This window comes from Pseudomonas sp. RT6P73 (genome assembly GCF_054897715.1).
In genome coordinates, this window is sequence record NZ_JBUBUV010000002.1 from 2378550 (window position 1) to 2393137 (window position 14588).

The following is a 14588-nucleotide window of genomic DNA, read 5'->3' on the forward strand; positions in this document are numbered from 1 at the left end:
TTTTAGAAGATAAAAATTGTGAGTTATTGATACGGGATATACTGGTATTACCCCGTGTGATACGCCATGCGACAGGTTTTACTCCGCTAAAGCGGTACGTTTTAGAGAATTGAGCCCATGACCGATCTGGATCGCTACCTGCAAGCCGCCACCCGCGACAACACTCGTCGCAGCTACCGCGCGGCCATCGAGCACTTCGAAGTCAGTTGGGGTGGTTTCCTGCCTGCAACGAGCGACAGCGTGGCGCGTTATCTCGTGGCCCATGCGGGCGTGCTGTCGATCAATACGTTGAAACTGCGGTTGTCAGCGCTGGCGCAGTGGCATAACAGCCAGGGTTTCGCCGATCCCACCAAGTCGCCGGTGGTGCGCAAGGTCTTCAAGGGCATACGGGCGCTGCACCCGGCCCAGGAGAAACAGGCCGAGCCTCTGCAGCTTCAGCATTTGGAGCAAGTGGTTGCGTGGCTTGAGCAAGAGGCGCAAACCGCCAAGGCGCAAAACGATCAACCGGGATTGCTTCGCGCCAGACGCGACACCGCGCTGATCTTGCTGGGCTTCTGGCGTGGCTTTCGCAGCGATGAGTTGTGCCGCGTACAGATCGAACACGTGCAGGCGAGCGCCGGTTCAGGCATCACCCTCTACCTGCCGCGCAGCAAGAGCGATCGCGAGAACCTCGGCAAGACTTACCAGACCCCGGCCTTGCAGCGTCTCTGCCCGGTGAACGCCTACATCCAATGGATCACCGAAGCTGCGCTGGTTCGCGGGCCGGTGTTCCGCGGTATCGACCGTTGGGGCCACCTGAGCGAGGAGGGCCTGCACGCCAACAGCGTCATCCCCTTGCTGCGCCAGGCCCTGGAGCGTGCCGGCATCTCCGCCGACCACTACACCAGCCACTCACTGCGACGCGGTTTTGCCAGTTGGGCCCATCAAAGTGGTTGGGATCTGAAATCGTTGATGAATTACGTGGGTTGGAAGGATGTGAAGTCAGCCATGCGCTATGTTGAAGCCAGCCCGTTTCTCGGGATGGCCCGAGTCGCTGAAAAGCCATTGGCGTGCTAGATACCGTTTTCTTCTATTAATACTGTCCGCTAATAGCGAAAACCAATCAGCAGCATGAGCTTTGCCAATGAGCCAGGCGGCGATCGAGTGGGTAGGATTCACCCCATCAACTTCTCAACCAAACATTTCAACCCTGACGGAGAGTCATCGATGCCTATCATCAACAGCCAAGTTAAACCGTTCAAAGCTGACGCCTTCAAAAATGGCGACTTCGTAAAAGTGTCGGACGCTGACCTGAAAGGCAAGTGGTCTGTCGTGTTCTTCTACCCAGCCGACTTCACCTTCGTTTGCCCGACCGAACTGGAAGACCTGGCTGACAACTACGACGCGTTCCAGAAACTGGGCGTCGAGATCTACAGCGTTTCCACTGACACCCACTTTGCCCACGCTGCCTGGCACAACACTTCGCCAGCCATCGGCAAAATCCAGTACACCATGATCGGCGACCCGACCCACGCCATCTCCCGCAACTTCGACGTACTGATCGAAGACGCTGGCCTGGCTGACCGTGGCACCTTCGTGATCAACCCTGAAGGCCAGATCAAAATCGTTGAACTGAACGATGGCGGCGTTGGCCGTGACGCTTCCGAGCTGCTGCGCAAAATCAAGGCTGCTCAATACGTCGCTGCTCACCCAGGCCAGGTTTGCCCAGCCAAGTGGAAAGAAGGCGAGGCCACTCTGGCTCCGTCCCTTGACCTGGTCGGCAAGATCTAAGTCTGTGACAAAAGCATCATCAGGGCGGGTTTCCGCACCTAAGTAAGCTGCAACCGCCCTTTAAAAAACGCCCGGGCGAAATTCGCTCGGGCGTTTTTTTTCGATTCGACTTTTTACAAAATCAAGGAAATCGCCCGTATGTTGGACGCCAATCTTAAAGCCCAGTTGAAGTCATACCTGGAACGGGTCACCCAGCCGATCGAGATCATTGCATCCCTCGACGACGGTGCGAAATCCCAGGAAATGCTCGCATTACTGAAAGACGTTGCCAGTCTTTCCAACCAGATTACGTTGCTCGACAACGGTGACGATGCACGCAAACCGTCGTTCTCGATCAACCGCCCGGGTGCCGATATCAGCCTGCGTTTTGCCGGCATTCCGATGGGCCACGAATTCACCTCCTTGGTGCTGGCCTTGCTGCAAGTCGGCGGTCACCCTTCGAAGGCCAGTGTGGAAGTGATCGAACAGATCCGTTCGCTCAAAGGCGAATTCAGCTTCGAGACGTACTTCTCGCTGTCCTGCCAGAACTGCCCGGATGTTGTCCAGGCGCTGAACTTGATGGCGGTGCTGAACCCGAACATCCGCCACGTCGCTATCGACGGCGCGCTGTTCCAGGCTGAAGTCGATGATCGCCAGATCATGGCCGTGCCAAGCATTTACTTGAACGGCGTCAACTTCGGCCAAGGCCGCATGGGCCTGGAAGAAATCCTCGCCAAAATCGACACCAGCGGCATCGAGCGTCAAGCCGAGAAGATCAGCGCCAAGGAAGCCTTTGACGTGTTGGTCGTCGGCGGTGGCCCGGCCGGTGCTTCGGCCGCGATCTACGCCGCCCGTAAAGGCATTCGTACCGGCGTGGCAGCTGAACGTTTTGGTGGGCAGGTACTCGACACCATGGCCATCGAGAACTTCATCTCCGTGCAGGAAACCGAAGGGCCGAAACTGGCCGTGGCGTTGGAAGAACACGTCAAGCAATACGACGTCGACATCATGAACCTGCAACGCGCCGACAAGTTGGTGCCGGGCAAGTCTGGTGAGCTGCACGAAATTCACTTCGCCAGCGGCGCGACCCTGAAAGCTAAAACCGTGATCCTCGCGACCGGTGCTCGGTGGCGTGAAATGAACGTCCCGGGCGAGCAGCAATATCGCAACAAAGGCGTGGCGTACTGCCCGCACTGTGACGGTCCGCTGTTCAAGGGCAAGCGCGTGGCGGTGATTGGCGGCGGTAACTCCGGTGTCGAAGCCGCCATCGACCTGGCGGGCATCGTGTCTCATGTCACCTTGCTGGAGTTTGACGTACAGCTGCGCGCCGACGCGGTGTTGCAGCGCAAGTTGCACAGCCTGCCGAACGTCACCGTGATCACCAATGCGCAAACCACTGAAGTGTTGGGCGACGGTCAGAAGGTCAACGGCCTGCGTTACAAGGATCGTCAGTCGGACGAGTTGCGCGACGTCGAGCTGGAAGGGATCTTCGTGCAGATCGGTTTGCTGCCCAATACTGATTGGCTCAAAGGCATCATCGAGCTTTCACCGCGCGGCGAGATCATCGTCGATGCCCGTGGTGAAACGTCGATGCCGGGAGTGTTTGCTGCCGGTGACGTGACTACCGTACCGTACAAGCAGATCGTGATTGCGGTAGGCGAGGGTGCCAAGGCTTCGTTGAGCGCATTCGATCACTTGATCCGCACCTCTGCGCCGGCATAAACGCCGACGCTGAAAACACAAAAACCCCATGAGCGATCATGGGGTTTTTTTGTGCCTTACACATTCCCAATGTGGGAGCGAGCCTGCTCGCGATAGCGGACTGTCAGCCACATCCATTTTGAATGTTCCAACGCTTCGCGAGCAGGCTCGCTCCCATAGGGATCTGTGGCGGGAATGTTACATCGGGGCTGGCTGGATGATCTCAACCCAGTACGCATCCGGATCCTTGATGAAGGCCAGGCTCTTCATGCGACCGTCATTCAGACGCTTCTGGAAATCACAGCCCAGCGCTTCGAAACGTTCGCAAGCAGCACGAATGTCCGGCACAGAGATGCAGATATGGCCAAAGCCGCGCGGGTCGGTGTTGCCGTTGTGGTAGGCGAAATCCGCGTCGTTCTCGGTGCCGTGGTTGTGGGTCAATTCCAGAATGCCGGGGATCGATTTCATCCATTCGGTACGGGCGGCAGCGTCGGCCGGAATCTGGTTCTTATCGACCAGGGCCAGGAAGTACAGACTGAATTCGGCTTCAGGGAAGTCGCGTTTTTCCACCAGCGAAAAACCCAGGATGCGCGTGTAGAAATCCAGAGACTTGGTGATGTCCTTGACCCGCAGCATGGTGTGGTTGAAGACGAACTTCTGGGTGGCGGTGTCAGGTTGAGCGGTCACGCCGGGGAAAGTGTTCAATTCGTGCAGGCTCATGGGCCCTCCGGAAAATAAGTGGGGCTAACGAATGGCGACAATGATACGCAAGGGCTGGGACATCACCAAACGCAAGCAGTCGGCTATTGCCTGACAGACGGGTGAGGCTCAGACTTTACGGTTCAATCCGTGAGTGTTCATTGCAATGATCCGATTCTGTAAATCGACGTTCGTCCTGATTTGCCTGCTGTCAGGTGTCGCCAGTGCTCATGCTGATGCGCCAGTGGTCAGCTGGCCGAATGGCTGGGAGGTCGAAGCCGTGCCGCAAGATGACGCCAAACCAGAGGTTGTCCGGCAGCGCGCGGTGAAAGTCGACCAGGGTGGAACGCCGGTGATGGTGATGGAATTGACCATGACTCCAGTAGAAAGCGGTCATCAGGTCAATCTGGAAGGCGTGTTGCTGGAAATGCGCAAGTCGGTGCAGAAGGACTTTTTTCAAAGCGGCTATCAAAGTGTCTGCAACAAAATTCATCCAGCGCCCTTGAGCCGTTTATCGGGGTTGGAAACTACCTGCACGATTACACAGAATGGTCGACATGTGCTGTCGCAAACATTGGTCGCGGCGGTGGATGCCGATAAAGCCTATGTTCTTTCCTACGCGGGGCAGGCCGAGGCTTATAAGGCAAGTCAGGACGAAATAGCAGCAGCTCGTAACAGCTTGAAACTTTAGCTGACGATTTGCATGACTGCAGATTTCAGCGCGATCAGAAATATTTACATACCCAAACGGATTAAGCACAAAGTTGAATCGACAAGTAGCGAGTTGATCGTCTCCCTTTGTTGCATTTAGAAGGCGTCCATAAAAAAAGCCCTGCGTTTGCAGGGCTTCTTTTATCACCGCGACTGCTTAGCCTCGCAGCCAGGAATCAACGGTAGCGGCACCGTACTGTTCCTTCCAGGCTTTCAAGCCGCGGTGGTTGCCACCCTTGGTTTCAATCAGTTCGCCGGTGTGCGGGTTATGATAAACCTTGACCACGCGAGCGCGGCGGGTTTTAGGGGCTGCTGTCTGCAAGCCGGATTTTGCCGGGTTCGGATCGAGGATGGCGATGATGTCGCGCAGGCTTTTGCCGTAGGTTTTCATCAGCCCCTGGAGCTTTTCTTCGAATTCGATTTCTTTCTTGAGCCCGGCATCATTCTTCAGCGATTCCAGCTGCTTGAGCTGTTCTTGAAGGGCCTTTTCAGCGGCACGAAATTCAGCGAGTCTGGACAAATTCATTACTCCAATAGTGTGTTTGGCTGATACCAACCGCAAACAAAGCTATAAGCCAAGAGCCTTGAAGCGACTCGGTGATAGTGGCTCACCTGCCAATCTTGCACAGGCATGAAAAATTGTAGTAGTTAATTGGCCAAGAGTAAATCCTGACTTTTTCTTCATGTAACAACAGTAGTCTTTTGATTCAATTTGGTGCGCCATTTCGTAGTCTCGTCGCTTAAAACCGCCGGTTAATGGTGCCTTAATGCATTAATGAATTCTGCGCCGGGCATCGGTCGACCGAACAAATAACCTTGCAGGAAGTTCACACCATGGGCGGCCAGATAGTCACTTTGCTCCTCGGTTTCCACGCCTTCGGCGACGATCCCCAGATCAAGCTTGGCCGACAGTTCGATAATGCTGTCCAGAATGTGCCGGGAAAGCGCGTCAACGCCGATCATCGCGACAAAGCTCTGATCGATTTTCAGAAAGTCCACATTGAACTGGCGCAGATAACCGAGGCTTGAGTGACCTGTGCCAAAGTCATCAATAGCGATCATCACGCCCAGTGCGTGGAGCTGCTCGAACAATTGGTGCGTGATGGCTGTCGGCTCGATCAGTTCGCGCTCGGTCAATTCCAGCACCACGTTGACGGCACCCGGTGCAAAGGCACTGAGAAACACACGGCAGTCCTCCACCAGGTCCAGGTCCTTGCAATGGCTGGCGGTGATGTTGATGCCGATGTGGAACGGACCGCCGAACGAGGACGCCGCGGGTGCCAGCAACGCTGCGGTCTGGCGCATCAACGAGCGGGTCATCGGCACGATCAACCCGGAATGCTCGGCAAAAGGAATAAACAGGTCCGGGCGCACCAGGCCTTCCTTCGGATGGTTCCAGCGCATCAACACTTCGGCCCCGGACCAGGTTTTAGTATCGCCATGCACCACGGGCTGAAAATATGGAACGAACTCGCCAGCCTCCAGCGCGCGCTGCATTTCGTGGCTGGGGGACGACGAGCGTTTCTGCAGGACATGTCCGATTGCTCCCGACACCATCCCGAAGAAGATCAGCAAACTGAACAGCGGTGGATACTCGCTGCTCATGTAACGCCAGGTTTCTCCCTTGGGAAAGCCGGCTGCGACCGTAAAGCCATAACGCGTGGACGTCAGTTTGCTTTCGGCCACGGGCAGGACGGGCAGGGGATCTTCGTGAACCTTGCCGTCGGCGGATAACCAGTCAGGACCGACTTGCAGCAGCAGCGTCGTCTTGCGGCCAATCATGCGCAGCACGTTGCTCAAGTGATAACCGTCCAGCGTACTGATCGCCCCCTGTTTTCCTTCACTAAGCCGATACACCAATACCGCGGTGTCGGGCGTGACCGAGTTGCCTTTCATCAGCAACAAACGGCCTTTGGAGGCGTCGCCGGCATTGAGCTTTTCCTGATAGTCACCGAACAAGGAACTGCAATAGATGTTGTCGTCCCACACCAGATTCGTCGCGCGTACGAATGGACGGCGGGTGACCTGTTCACGCAGGGCCAATTTGACGTCATTGCAGCTTTGGCCGGCCAGCGGCAGCAGTTCCCGTACGGCCTGGGCGTTATTGTCGAGCATCAGTTCGAATTGGCGAACGGCTTCTTCGGCCGTCATTTCGGAGCTTTGCCGGAGCGTGCGCTCAGCCTGCATACAGAGGATGACGCCCCCCAACAGCACTGGGAGCACGCCGCTCAGCAGGGTTACAGCCATTCGTTTGCCGCGTTTATGGGTTTGGGCGTTCAGTGGCATTCGCAAAGCCTGTGGCGATGAGGGACGGCTCTCAAATGCTGGGAGGACGAGGGCACGCCTCCCATAAAGAGTTCAGGTAGTGGGCATGATAGATGGCCGTCGATGCTTATGCCGCTCAACGATAGTTCAGGCTTGAAGCCAGCTGGATAAACGCCAGCGTTGCGGGCGACGACTGGCGCTGGTCGAGCACCGCCAGGCCTACCTGCCGATTGACGGGTGGCGACAGCGGTTTTTTCACGTAGCGGCTGTCGTTGTCGTCGGGCAATGAGCTTTCAGCAACAACGGTCACGGCATCACCACGGCCCACGGTGTCGAGAGTACTGAGTAACTGCGAGCAGCGATAACGGATGTTCGGTGTCAGCCGGGCAGCGCTGAACAGCCGTGAAACCAGCTCCGAAGACCCGGCTTCGGTCAGCACGAACGGGTCGTGACACAAGTCGCTCAAACTCAGGCTGTTGCGACCCGCCAGCGGATGATCAGCGGGCAGCAGCGCGACCATCCGGTCGTCGATCAGTGGGAAGGTGTCGAAACGATCTTCGGGCAGCACCACGAAACCGATATCGATTCGCCGCTCTTCCAGCCACAGGAGAATCTGACGGTCCGGACCTTCGTCGATGTGGACTTCGATGCCGGGGTGAGCGGCACGGTAGTGCTGGAGGATCTGCGGTAGCAGTTTGATCGATGAAGTAGGACCGAATGAGCCGATGCGCAACGTGCCGCGCTTCATCCCCCGAGCATCGGCGGCTTCCTGGCGCAAGGTGTTGGCCAGCCCGAGCATCGCCCGGGCGCGCGACAAGAGCTGTTGGCCGATGTCGCTCAGTTCGATTTGAGACTGGTGGCGTCTGAACAACTCGACGCCCAATTCCTGTTCCAGCGACTTCAGTGCGTGAGACACCGCCGATTGGGAAATCCCCAAACGATTGGCCGCCGCCGTGAAACCACGTAGTTCAGCGACCAGGGAGAAAATCTCAAGTTGTGTCAGGGTCATGAGTCTTTACTCATTTTACGATGAGGGCGCATTAATCGAATGATACGCCAACTACCCCTGATTAAAGCCCTGACGCCTTATGAATAGTTATGCGCAAACCACATCATCGGATGTGCCGGTGTATCTGAAACTCGCCGCCGTCACAATGATCTGGGGCGGGACGTTCGTGGCCGGCCGGTTTCTCGCGGACAGCCTCAGCCCGTTGTTCGCCGCCAGCCTGAGATTCCTCCTGGCCAGTGTGGCGTTGCTGGTGTTTTTGCTGCTGGCCCGAGTGCCGTTGGCGAAACCGAGTCCCAGGCAATGGCTGCAACTGACCCTGCTGGGGTTCTTCGGGATCTTCTTCTACAACTTGTGCTTCTTTTATGGACTGCATTACATCAACGCTTCGCGTGCGTCGTTGATCGTGGCGCTGAACCCCGCCGTGATCGGACTGGCGTCATGGCTGCTCTTCAAGGAGCGCTTGAGTCGGACGAAGGTCGCAGGGATCGCGATTTGTATCGCCGGGGCGAGTCTGGTGATCGTCAGCCGAAACCCGCAGCTGCTGGCCGGCAATGCCGACGCCTGGATCGGCGACTTGTTGATTCTCGGCTGCGTGCTCGGCTGGGGGATTTACTCGCTGTTCTCCATAGACCTGAATCACACGCTGGGGCCGGTGCAGACGGTGACGTATTCGATTTTGCTGGGCACCCTGATGCTCTGGGCGGCCAGTGCGGTGCGCGGTGAACTGAGTGTCAACGCGCTCATTGGCCTCGGCCCGCAACAATGGTTGAGCCTGATGTACTTGGGCGTGTTGGGCTCGGCGCTGGCCTACATCGGCTATTACGACGGCATTCGCCAGATCGGCGCGACGCGTTCGGGCGTGTTCATTGCCTTGAATCCGCTGACCGCGGTGATCCTCGGCGCGTTGCTGTTGGGCGAGCAGTTGTCGCTGGCGATGTGCCTGGGAGGAGGGCTGATTCTCGCGGGGATTTTCCTGTGCAACAAACCCCTTGCGCGAGTAGGGAAAAAGGGGATTTGATACAGAAGGCGGACAAACCTATTTACGCTGTGTAGAATCGGGTTACGCATACAATAATAATCGTCTTCTGGAAGCAGAAGCCTCGCCCGCATCAGCCTTGGGTCGACAATGAAAAGTTTCGGGTTTCAATTGATCTACGGTGACTTCCTCGCCCGCAGCGTGCGGGGCATCTCCTGCGCGCCACCCGCCGGCTTCAGCATTCTTAGCATCTAACGTTCCGTTAATTCTAAAAAATGATGAGGCGCCAAAATGGCAGATTTATACGAAAACCCGATGGGCCTGATGGGCTTTGAATTCATCGAGCTCGCATCGCCGACCCCGAACACCCTGGAGCCGATCTTCGAGATCATGGGCTTCACCAAGGTCGCGACCCACCGCTCCAAGGATGTTCACCTGTATCGCCAGGGCCAGATCAACCTGATCCTCAACAACGAACCGCACAGCGTCGCTTCATATTTCGCGGCCGAACACGGCCCGTCGGTGTGCGGCATGGCGTTCCGCGTCAAGGATTCGCAGCTGGCCTACAAGCGCGCGCTGGAAATCGGCGCCCAGCCGATCCACATCGAAACCGGCCCGATGGAACTGAACCTGCCAGCGATCAAAGGCATCGGCGGCGCGCCGCTGTACCTGATCGACCGTTTCGGCGAAGGCAGCTCGATCTACGACATCGACTTCGTGTTCATCGAAGGTGTAGACCGTAACCCTGTCGGCGCTGGTCTGAAAATCATCGACCACCTGACCCACAACGTGTATCGCGGTCGCATGGCTTACTGGGCCAACTTCTACGAGAAGCTGTTCAACTTCCGTGAGATCCGTTACTTCGACATCAAGGGCGAATACACCGGCCTGACCTCCAAGGCCATGACCGCGCCGGACGGCATGATCCGCATCCCGTTGAACGAAGAATCGTCCAAGGGTGCCGGGCAGATCGAAGAGTTCCTGATGCAGTTCAACGGTGAGGGCATCCAGCACGTGGCCTTCCTCAGCGATGACCTGATCAAGACCTGGGATCACCTGAAAAGCATCGGCATGCGCTTCATGACCGCGCCACCGGAAACCTACTACGAAATGCTCGAGGGCCGTTTGCCGAACCACGGTGAACCGGTCGATCAGCTGCAATCGCGCGGGATCCTGCTGGACGGTTCGTCCGAGTCGGGCGACAAGCGTCTGTTGCTGCAGATTTTCTCGGAAACCCTGATGGGCCCGGTGTTCTTCGAATTCATTCAGCGTAAAGGCGACGATGGTTTCGGCGAAGGCAACTTCAAGGCGCTGTTCGAATCGATCGAGCGTGATCAGGTTCGTCGTGGTGTGCTCGCCACCGAATAAACCGCTTCAGATGTATGAAAAACCGGTCAGCAGCAATGCTGGCCGGTTTTTTTTGGATCATGCAAAACCAATGTAGGAGCGAGGCTTGCCCGCGAAGCTTTTAGCGTCTTCATCGGCCCCTTCGCGGGCAAGCCTCGCTCCTACATTGGTTTGCGTCGTTGCCGGACCAGGTGTTTGAACCCTTCGAACACCAGCACCACCACCGCCAACCAGATCGGAATGTAAGTCAGCCATTCCCCGGGCTTGATGCTTTCCCCGAGCAGCAACGCAACGCCCAGCAACAACACCGGTTCTACATAACTCAACAGCCCGAACAGGCTGAACGGCAACAGCCGGCTGGCGATGATGTAGACGACCAGCGCCGACGCACTGATCACCCCGAGCATCGGGATCAGCAGCGACAACCACGGATGCTGATCAAACACGCCGAAACCCTGCTCACCGCTCTGCACGAACCAAAATGCCACCGGCAGCGTCAACGCCATGTCCAGCCATAAACCGCCAAGGTTGTCGGCGGCCAGACGCTTGCGCAGGATGAAATACAGGGGATAGCCGATGCAGACCAGCAAGGTTGCCCAGGAAAAACCACCGACCTGATACACCTCGTTGATCACGCCGAGGCAGGCCAGCACCACGGCAATTTTTTGCAGATAGGACAGGCGCTCGCCATAGGCAATCCGACCGGTCAGCACCATGGTCAGCGGCAACAGAAAATACCCGAGCGACACATCCAGGCTGTAGCCGTTGAGTGGCGCCCACATGAACAGCCAAAGCTGCACACCGAGCAGGGCCGAAGAGGCGACCAGGGCGGCCATCAGTTTCCGGTTGCCAGCAATGCGCCGGAAAATTTCGAGCACACGCTTCCATTCGCCGGAGACCACCATGAACACGGTCATGCACGGTACGGTCAGCAGCATGCGCCAGCCGAAAATCTCTACGCCGCTCAGGGGCGTGAGCAACGAGGTGTAGTAATACATGACGGCAAACAGCACCGAGGCCGAGACCGATAAAGCGATACCTTTAGACAAACTGCCCTCGCGAAGTTGGACGTGAAACGGGCGCAGAGGATACGTGGTTTTCGCGTTCAGTATTGACTAACTGATCTACATCGATCGAGTGCGAGAGCGGCGGTGCGGTCTTAGCTCAAAAGCCGAATCGGCTCACCGGCGGACCACGCCTGAATGTCCTCGATCATTTGCGAAAAGAACTGATGATAGTTCTGTTGACTGACGTACCCGACATGGGGCGTCGCCAACACGTTGTCCAGCGTTCTGAACGGATGGTTCACCGGCAATGGCTCCACGTCGAACACATCCAGCGCAGCCCCCGCCAAACGATTTTTCTGCAACGCCTTGATCAGCGCAGCCTCATCGACAATGGGTCCGCGGGCGGTGTTGACCAGCAGCGCCGAAGGTTTCATCCAGTTTAGCGCCTGGGCGTCGACCAATCCGCGGCTGCGATCACTGAGTACCAAGTGGACCGACAGCACATCGGCCTGCTCGAACAGTTGCTGCTTGCTGACATAGGTCACGCCCACTTCAGCGGCACGTTCAGCTGTGAGGTTCTCGCTCCACGCGATCACCCGCATCCCGAACACCTGACCGAACTGCGCGACACGTTGGCCGATGCTGCCAAGGCCAAGGATCGCGAGCGTCTTGCCGTGCAAGTCGCCACCCAGGCCTTGCTGCCATTTCCCTGCGCGCAAGGCATTGGCTTCGACCACGAGATTGCGGGTCGCGGCCATGATCAGCGCCCAGGTCAGTTCCGGAGCGGCGTGTTTGTAGCTGTCGGTGCCACTGACCTGGATGCCCAGCGCTGCAGCAGCCTTGAGGTCCAGCGCGGCATTGCGCATGCCCCCGGTGACCAGCAGTTTGAGCGTCGGTAACTGGCGCAGCAGGTCTTCATCGAACCGGGTGCGCTCGCGCATCACACAGATCACCTCGAATTTGCCCAGACGTTCAGCCAGGGTTTCGTTGTCGGCCGGGTAATCATGGATAAAACTCACCTCGCCGAGGCTGTCCAGCACTGACCAGTCGACCACGTCACGGGCCACGTCCTGCCAATCATCGATCACCGCAATCTGCACAGCCATCAGCCTCACCTCATCAACGAACGGGATTGGATTTGTTCAGCCAGTCGAGCAGTGCCTGGTGGAATTGCGCCGGCTCTTCCATCTGCGGCGCGTGGCCCATGCCGGGGAATTCAACCAGTGTGGACTGCGGAATCAGTTTCGCCACTTGCTTGCCGAGTACGTCGTAATGACCGAGCTTCGCCTTGACCTCCGGGGAGGCAATGTCACTGCCGATGGCAGTGGTGTCGGACGTGCCGATCAGCAACAGCGTCGGCATCTTCAGGTCCTTGAATTCGTAGTACACCGGTTGGGTGAAGATCATGTCGTAGATCAACGCCGAGTTCCATGCCACTTGCGTGTGCCCCGGGCCTTTATTCAGGCCGGCAAGCATATCGACCCAGCGATCGAATTCGGGCTTCCAGCGGCCGCCGTAATAGGTGTTGCGTTCGTAAGTGCGGATGCCGTCGGCGCTGAGTTTGAGTTCGCGCTCGTACCATTGATCGACGGTGCGATACGGCACGCCGAGGGCTTTCCAGTCTTCCAGGCCAATGGGGTTGACCAGCGCCAGTTGCTCGACCTGATCGGGGTATTGCAGCGCATATCGGGTGGCGAGCATGCCGCCGGTGGAATGCCCGAGGAGGCTGGTCTTCTGGATGCCGAGGGCCTTGAGGAGTTGCTGGGTATTGGTCGCCAGTTGCTGGAAGGTGTATTGATAGTTGTCCGGTTTACTCGACGTGCAAAAACCGATCTGGTCCGGCGCAATCACTCGGTAACCGGCTTCGCTCAGGGCTTTGATCGAACTGTCCCAGGTGGCGCCGCAAAAGTTTTTGCCGTGCATCAACACCACGCTGCGCCCGTTGGCCTTGCCGTGGGCGGCGACGTCCATGTAACCCATCTGCAGGGATTTACCCTGGGACTCGAACGCGAAGTGCTTGACCGTGTACGGGTATTCGAATCCTTGCAGTTCGGGCCCGTATTCAGGGCCTTCAGCATGAGCCACAACAGGCAGTGCCGCTGTCAGAAACAGGCCGGGCAACCAGCGCGAAAGCGTAAGGGACATGGACGGACTCCGTTGGAAAACAGCCGATGCTGGATCGGCATGATTAGGGCGACATTAAACACAGGCAATCGCCGCACCTGATCGTTCAACCGATCCAGCCCAGCGTGGCCAAGGCCAGCACCCCATAACGAGCACCCTTGGCGAGGGTCACGATCAGCAGGAACCGCCCAAGCGGCTCGCGCATGACGCCGGCCACCAGCGTCAGCGGGTCACCAATGATCGGCACCCAGCTCAGCAGTAATGACCAGTGACCATAGCGTTGATAGTGTTTTCGGGCGTGTTCCAGATGGCGCGGGCTGACCGGAAACCAGCGCCGGTCGCGAAACTGTTCGATGCGCCGGCCGAGCCACCAATTCACCACTGAACCGAGGACATTGCCCAGCGTCGCGACGGCCAGCAGCGACCAAAGCCAGTATTGCCCGCTGAGCAACAGGCCCACGAGCAGCGCTTCGGATTGTAGCGGCAGCAAGGTCGCAGCACCGAATGCCGCAAAGAAAAGCCCGATATACGCACCGCCCATCAATGGGCAGGGTAGTCCGCCACCACCACATCAGTGCCGTCCTTTTTCAGGCCGATCACTTGATAAGCGTCGCTCATGCCGTCCATTTCCATGCCCGGCGAGCCCATCGGCATGCCCGGTGCCGCAACTCCCAGCAGGTCATCGCGTTTGCTCAAGGCCAGGACTTGATCCGCCGGAACATGGCCTTCGACGAATTTACCGTTGATGAGGCCGGTGTGGCAGGACGCCAGGCGCGGAGGCACGCCGTGCTGTTGCTTGAATTCGCTCATGTTGGATTCGACGTGGTCTTCAACCTTGAAGCCATTGGCCTCGAGGTGGCTGATCCATTTTTTGCAGCAGCCGCAGTTGGCGTCACGGTGGACTTCGATCGGGACCAGGTCGGCGGCCTGGGCCAGGGAGGAGATAAAAAGGGCGCTCAGGGCGACCAGACGCAGGTGGGTTCGCATGGGGGGATCTCGT

At 57.7% G+C, this 14588-nt stretch carries 15 protein-coding genes; 6 read left to right on the plus strand and 9 right to left on the minus strand.

What is annotated here, in order from left to right; genetic code table 11:
* The first annotated feature begins 117 nt into the window (after nucleotides 1-117).
* The 3 genes from ACYZT6_RS11670 (at nucleotide 118) to ahpF (ending at nucleotide 3471) form a co-directional block, all read left to right on the plus strand.
* Nucleotides 118-1056: a site-specific integrase gene (locus ACYZT6_RS11670; RefSeq protein WP_462027010.1), complete on the plus strand. Its 939-nt coding sequence runs from the start codon at nucleotides 118-120 to the stop codon at nucleotides 1054-1056.
* A gap of 150 nt (nucleotides 1057-1206) precedes the next feature.
* Entirely contained in the window at nucleotides 1207-1770 is a 564-nt protein-coding gene (gene ahpC, locus ACYZT6_RS11675; RefSeq protein ID WP_010460707.1) for an alkyl hydroperoxide reductase subunit C, read from the plus strand.
* A gap of 138 nt (nucleotides 1771-1908) precedes the next feature.
* A complete protein-coding gene (ahpF, locus tag ACYZT6_RS11680; protein WP_462027011.1) occupies nucleotides 1909-3471 on the plus strand; it encodes an alkyl hydroperoxide reductase subunit F in 1563 nt (520 codons plus the stop codon).
* Nucleotides 3472-3648: 177 nt separating this feature from the next.
* Here ahpF and gloA read toward each other — a convergent pair whose 3' ends face one another.
* The gene (gene gloA / locus ACYZT6_RS11685) at nucleotides 3649-4170 is read right to left on the minus strand and encodes a lactoylglutathione lyase (protein WP_010460703.1); all 522 of its coding nucleotides are present in this window, start codon (nucleotides 4168-4170) and stop codon (nucleotides 3649-3651) included.
* 145 nt (nucleotides 4171-4315) lie between these two features.
* On the opposite strand from gloA, the gene ACYZT6_RS11690 reads away from it, so the two are divergent.
* A complete protein-coding gene (locus ACYZT6_RS11690) occupies nucleotides 4316-4840 on the plus strand; it encodes a DUF4946 domain-containing protein (protein ID WP_462029939.1) in 525 nt (174 codons plus the stop codon).
* Between the two features lie 177 nt (nucleotides 4841-5017).
* Here ACYZT6_RS11690 and ACYZT6_RS11695 read toward each other — a convergent pair whose 3' ends face one another.
* From ACYZT6_RS11695 to ACYZT6_RS11705, 3 genes are all read right to left on the minus strand, one after another.
* Nucleotides 5018-5380: a histone-like nucleoid-structuring protein, MvaT/MvaU family gene (locus ACYZT6_RS11695; RefSeq protein WP_461981899.1), complete on the minus strand. Its 363-nt coding sequence runs from the start codon at nucleotides 5378-5380 to the stop codon at nucleotides 5018-5020.
* A 233-nt stretch (nucleotides 5381-5613) separates the two neighbouring features.
* Nucleotides 5614-7146, minus strand: a complete 1533-nt coding sequence (locus tag ACYZT6_RS11700; RefSeq protein ID WP_462027012.1) for an EAL domain-containing protein — start codon at nucleotides 7144-7146, stop codon at nucleotides 5614-5616.
* A gap of 115 nt (nucleotides 7147-7261) precedes the next feature.
* Nucleotides 7262-8134 carry a LysR family transcriptional regulator gene (locus tag ACYZT6_RS11705; protein ID WP_462027013.1) on the minus strand — a complete coding sequence of 291 codons (873 nt, stop codon included), beginning with the start codon at nucleotides 8132-8134 and terminating at the stop codon, nucleotides 7262-7264.
* A 79-nt stretch (nucleotides 8135-8213) separates the two neighbouring features.
* Here ACYZT6_RS11705 and ACYZT6_RS11710 point away from each other — a divergent pair, with 79 nt between their 5' ends.
* Together ACYZT6_RS11710 and hppD are read left to right on the plus strand one after the other, a co-directional pair.
* Entirely contained in the window at nucleotides 8214-9152 is a 939-nt protein-coding gene (locus tag ACYZT6_RS11710) for a DMT family transporter (RefSeq protein ID WP_462027014.1), read from the plus strand.
* 249 nt (nucleotides 9153-9401) lie between these two features.
* Nucleotides 9402-10478, plus strand: a complete 1077-nt coding sequence (hppD, locus tag ACYZT6_RS11715) for a 4-hydroxyphenylpyruvate dioxygenase (protein WP_219093983.1) — start codon at nucleotides 9402-9404, stop codon at nucleotides 10476-10478.
* A 140-nt stretch (nucleotides 10479-10618) separates the two neighbouring features.
* Here hppD and rarD read toward each other — a convergent pair whose 3' ends face one another.
* From rarD to ACYZT6_RS11740, 5 genes are all read right to left on the minus strand, one after another.
* Nucleotides 10619-11506 carry an EamA family transporter RarD gene (gene rarD, locus ACYZT6_RS11720; protein WP_462027015.1) on the minus strand — a complete coding sequence of 296 codons (888 nt, stop codon included), beginning with the start codon at nucleotides 11504-11506 and terminating at the stop codon, nucleotides 10619-10621.
* 110 nt (nucleotides 11507-11616) lie between these two features.
* Nucleotides 11617-12570 (minus strand): D-2-hydroxyacid dehydrogenase family protein, encoded by a 954-nt coding sequence (locus tag ACYZT6_RS11725; protein ID WP_462027016.1) that lies wholly within the window; start codon nucleotides 12568-12570, stop codon nucleotides 11617-11619.
* Nucleotides 12571-12583: 13 nt separating this feature from the next.
* A complete protein-coding gene (locus ACYZT6_RS11730) occupies nucleotides 12584-13609 on the minus strand; it encodes an alpha/beta fold hydrolase (RefSeq protein ID WP_462027017.1) in 1026 nt (341 codons plus the stop codon).
* Nucleotides 13610-13694: 85 nt separating this feature from the next.
* Nucleotides 13695-14129, minus strand: coding sequence for a YqaA family protein (locus ACYZT6_RS11735; protein ID WP_462027018.1), 435 nt, complete (start codon nucleotides 14127-14129; stop codon nucleotides 13695-13697).
* Nucleotides 14129-14575, minus strand: coding sequence for a DUF411 domain-containing protein (locus ACYZT6_RS11740; protein ID WP_109630789.1), 447 nt, complete (start codon nucleotides 14573-14575; stop codon nucleotides 14129-14131). The genes ACYZT6_RS11735 and ACYZT6_RS11740 overlap by 1 nt, the downstream gene beginning before the upstream one ends.
* Nucleotides 14576-14588 lie beyond the last annotated feature (13 nt).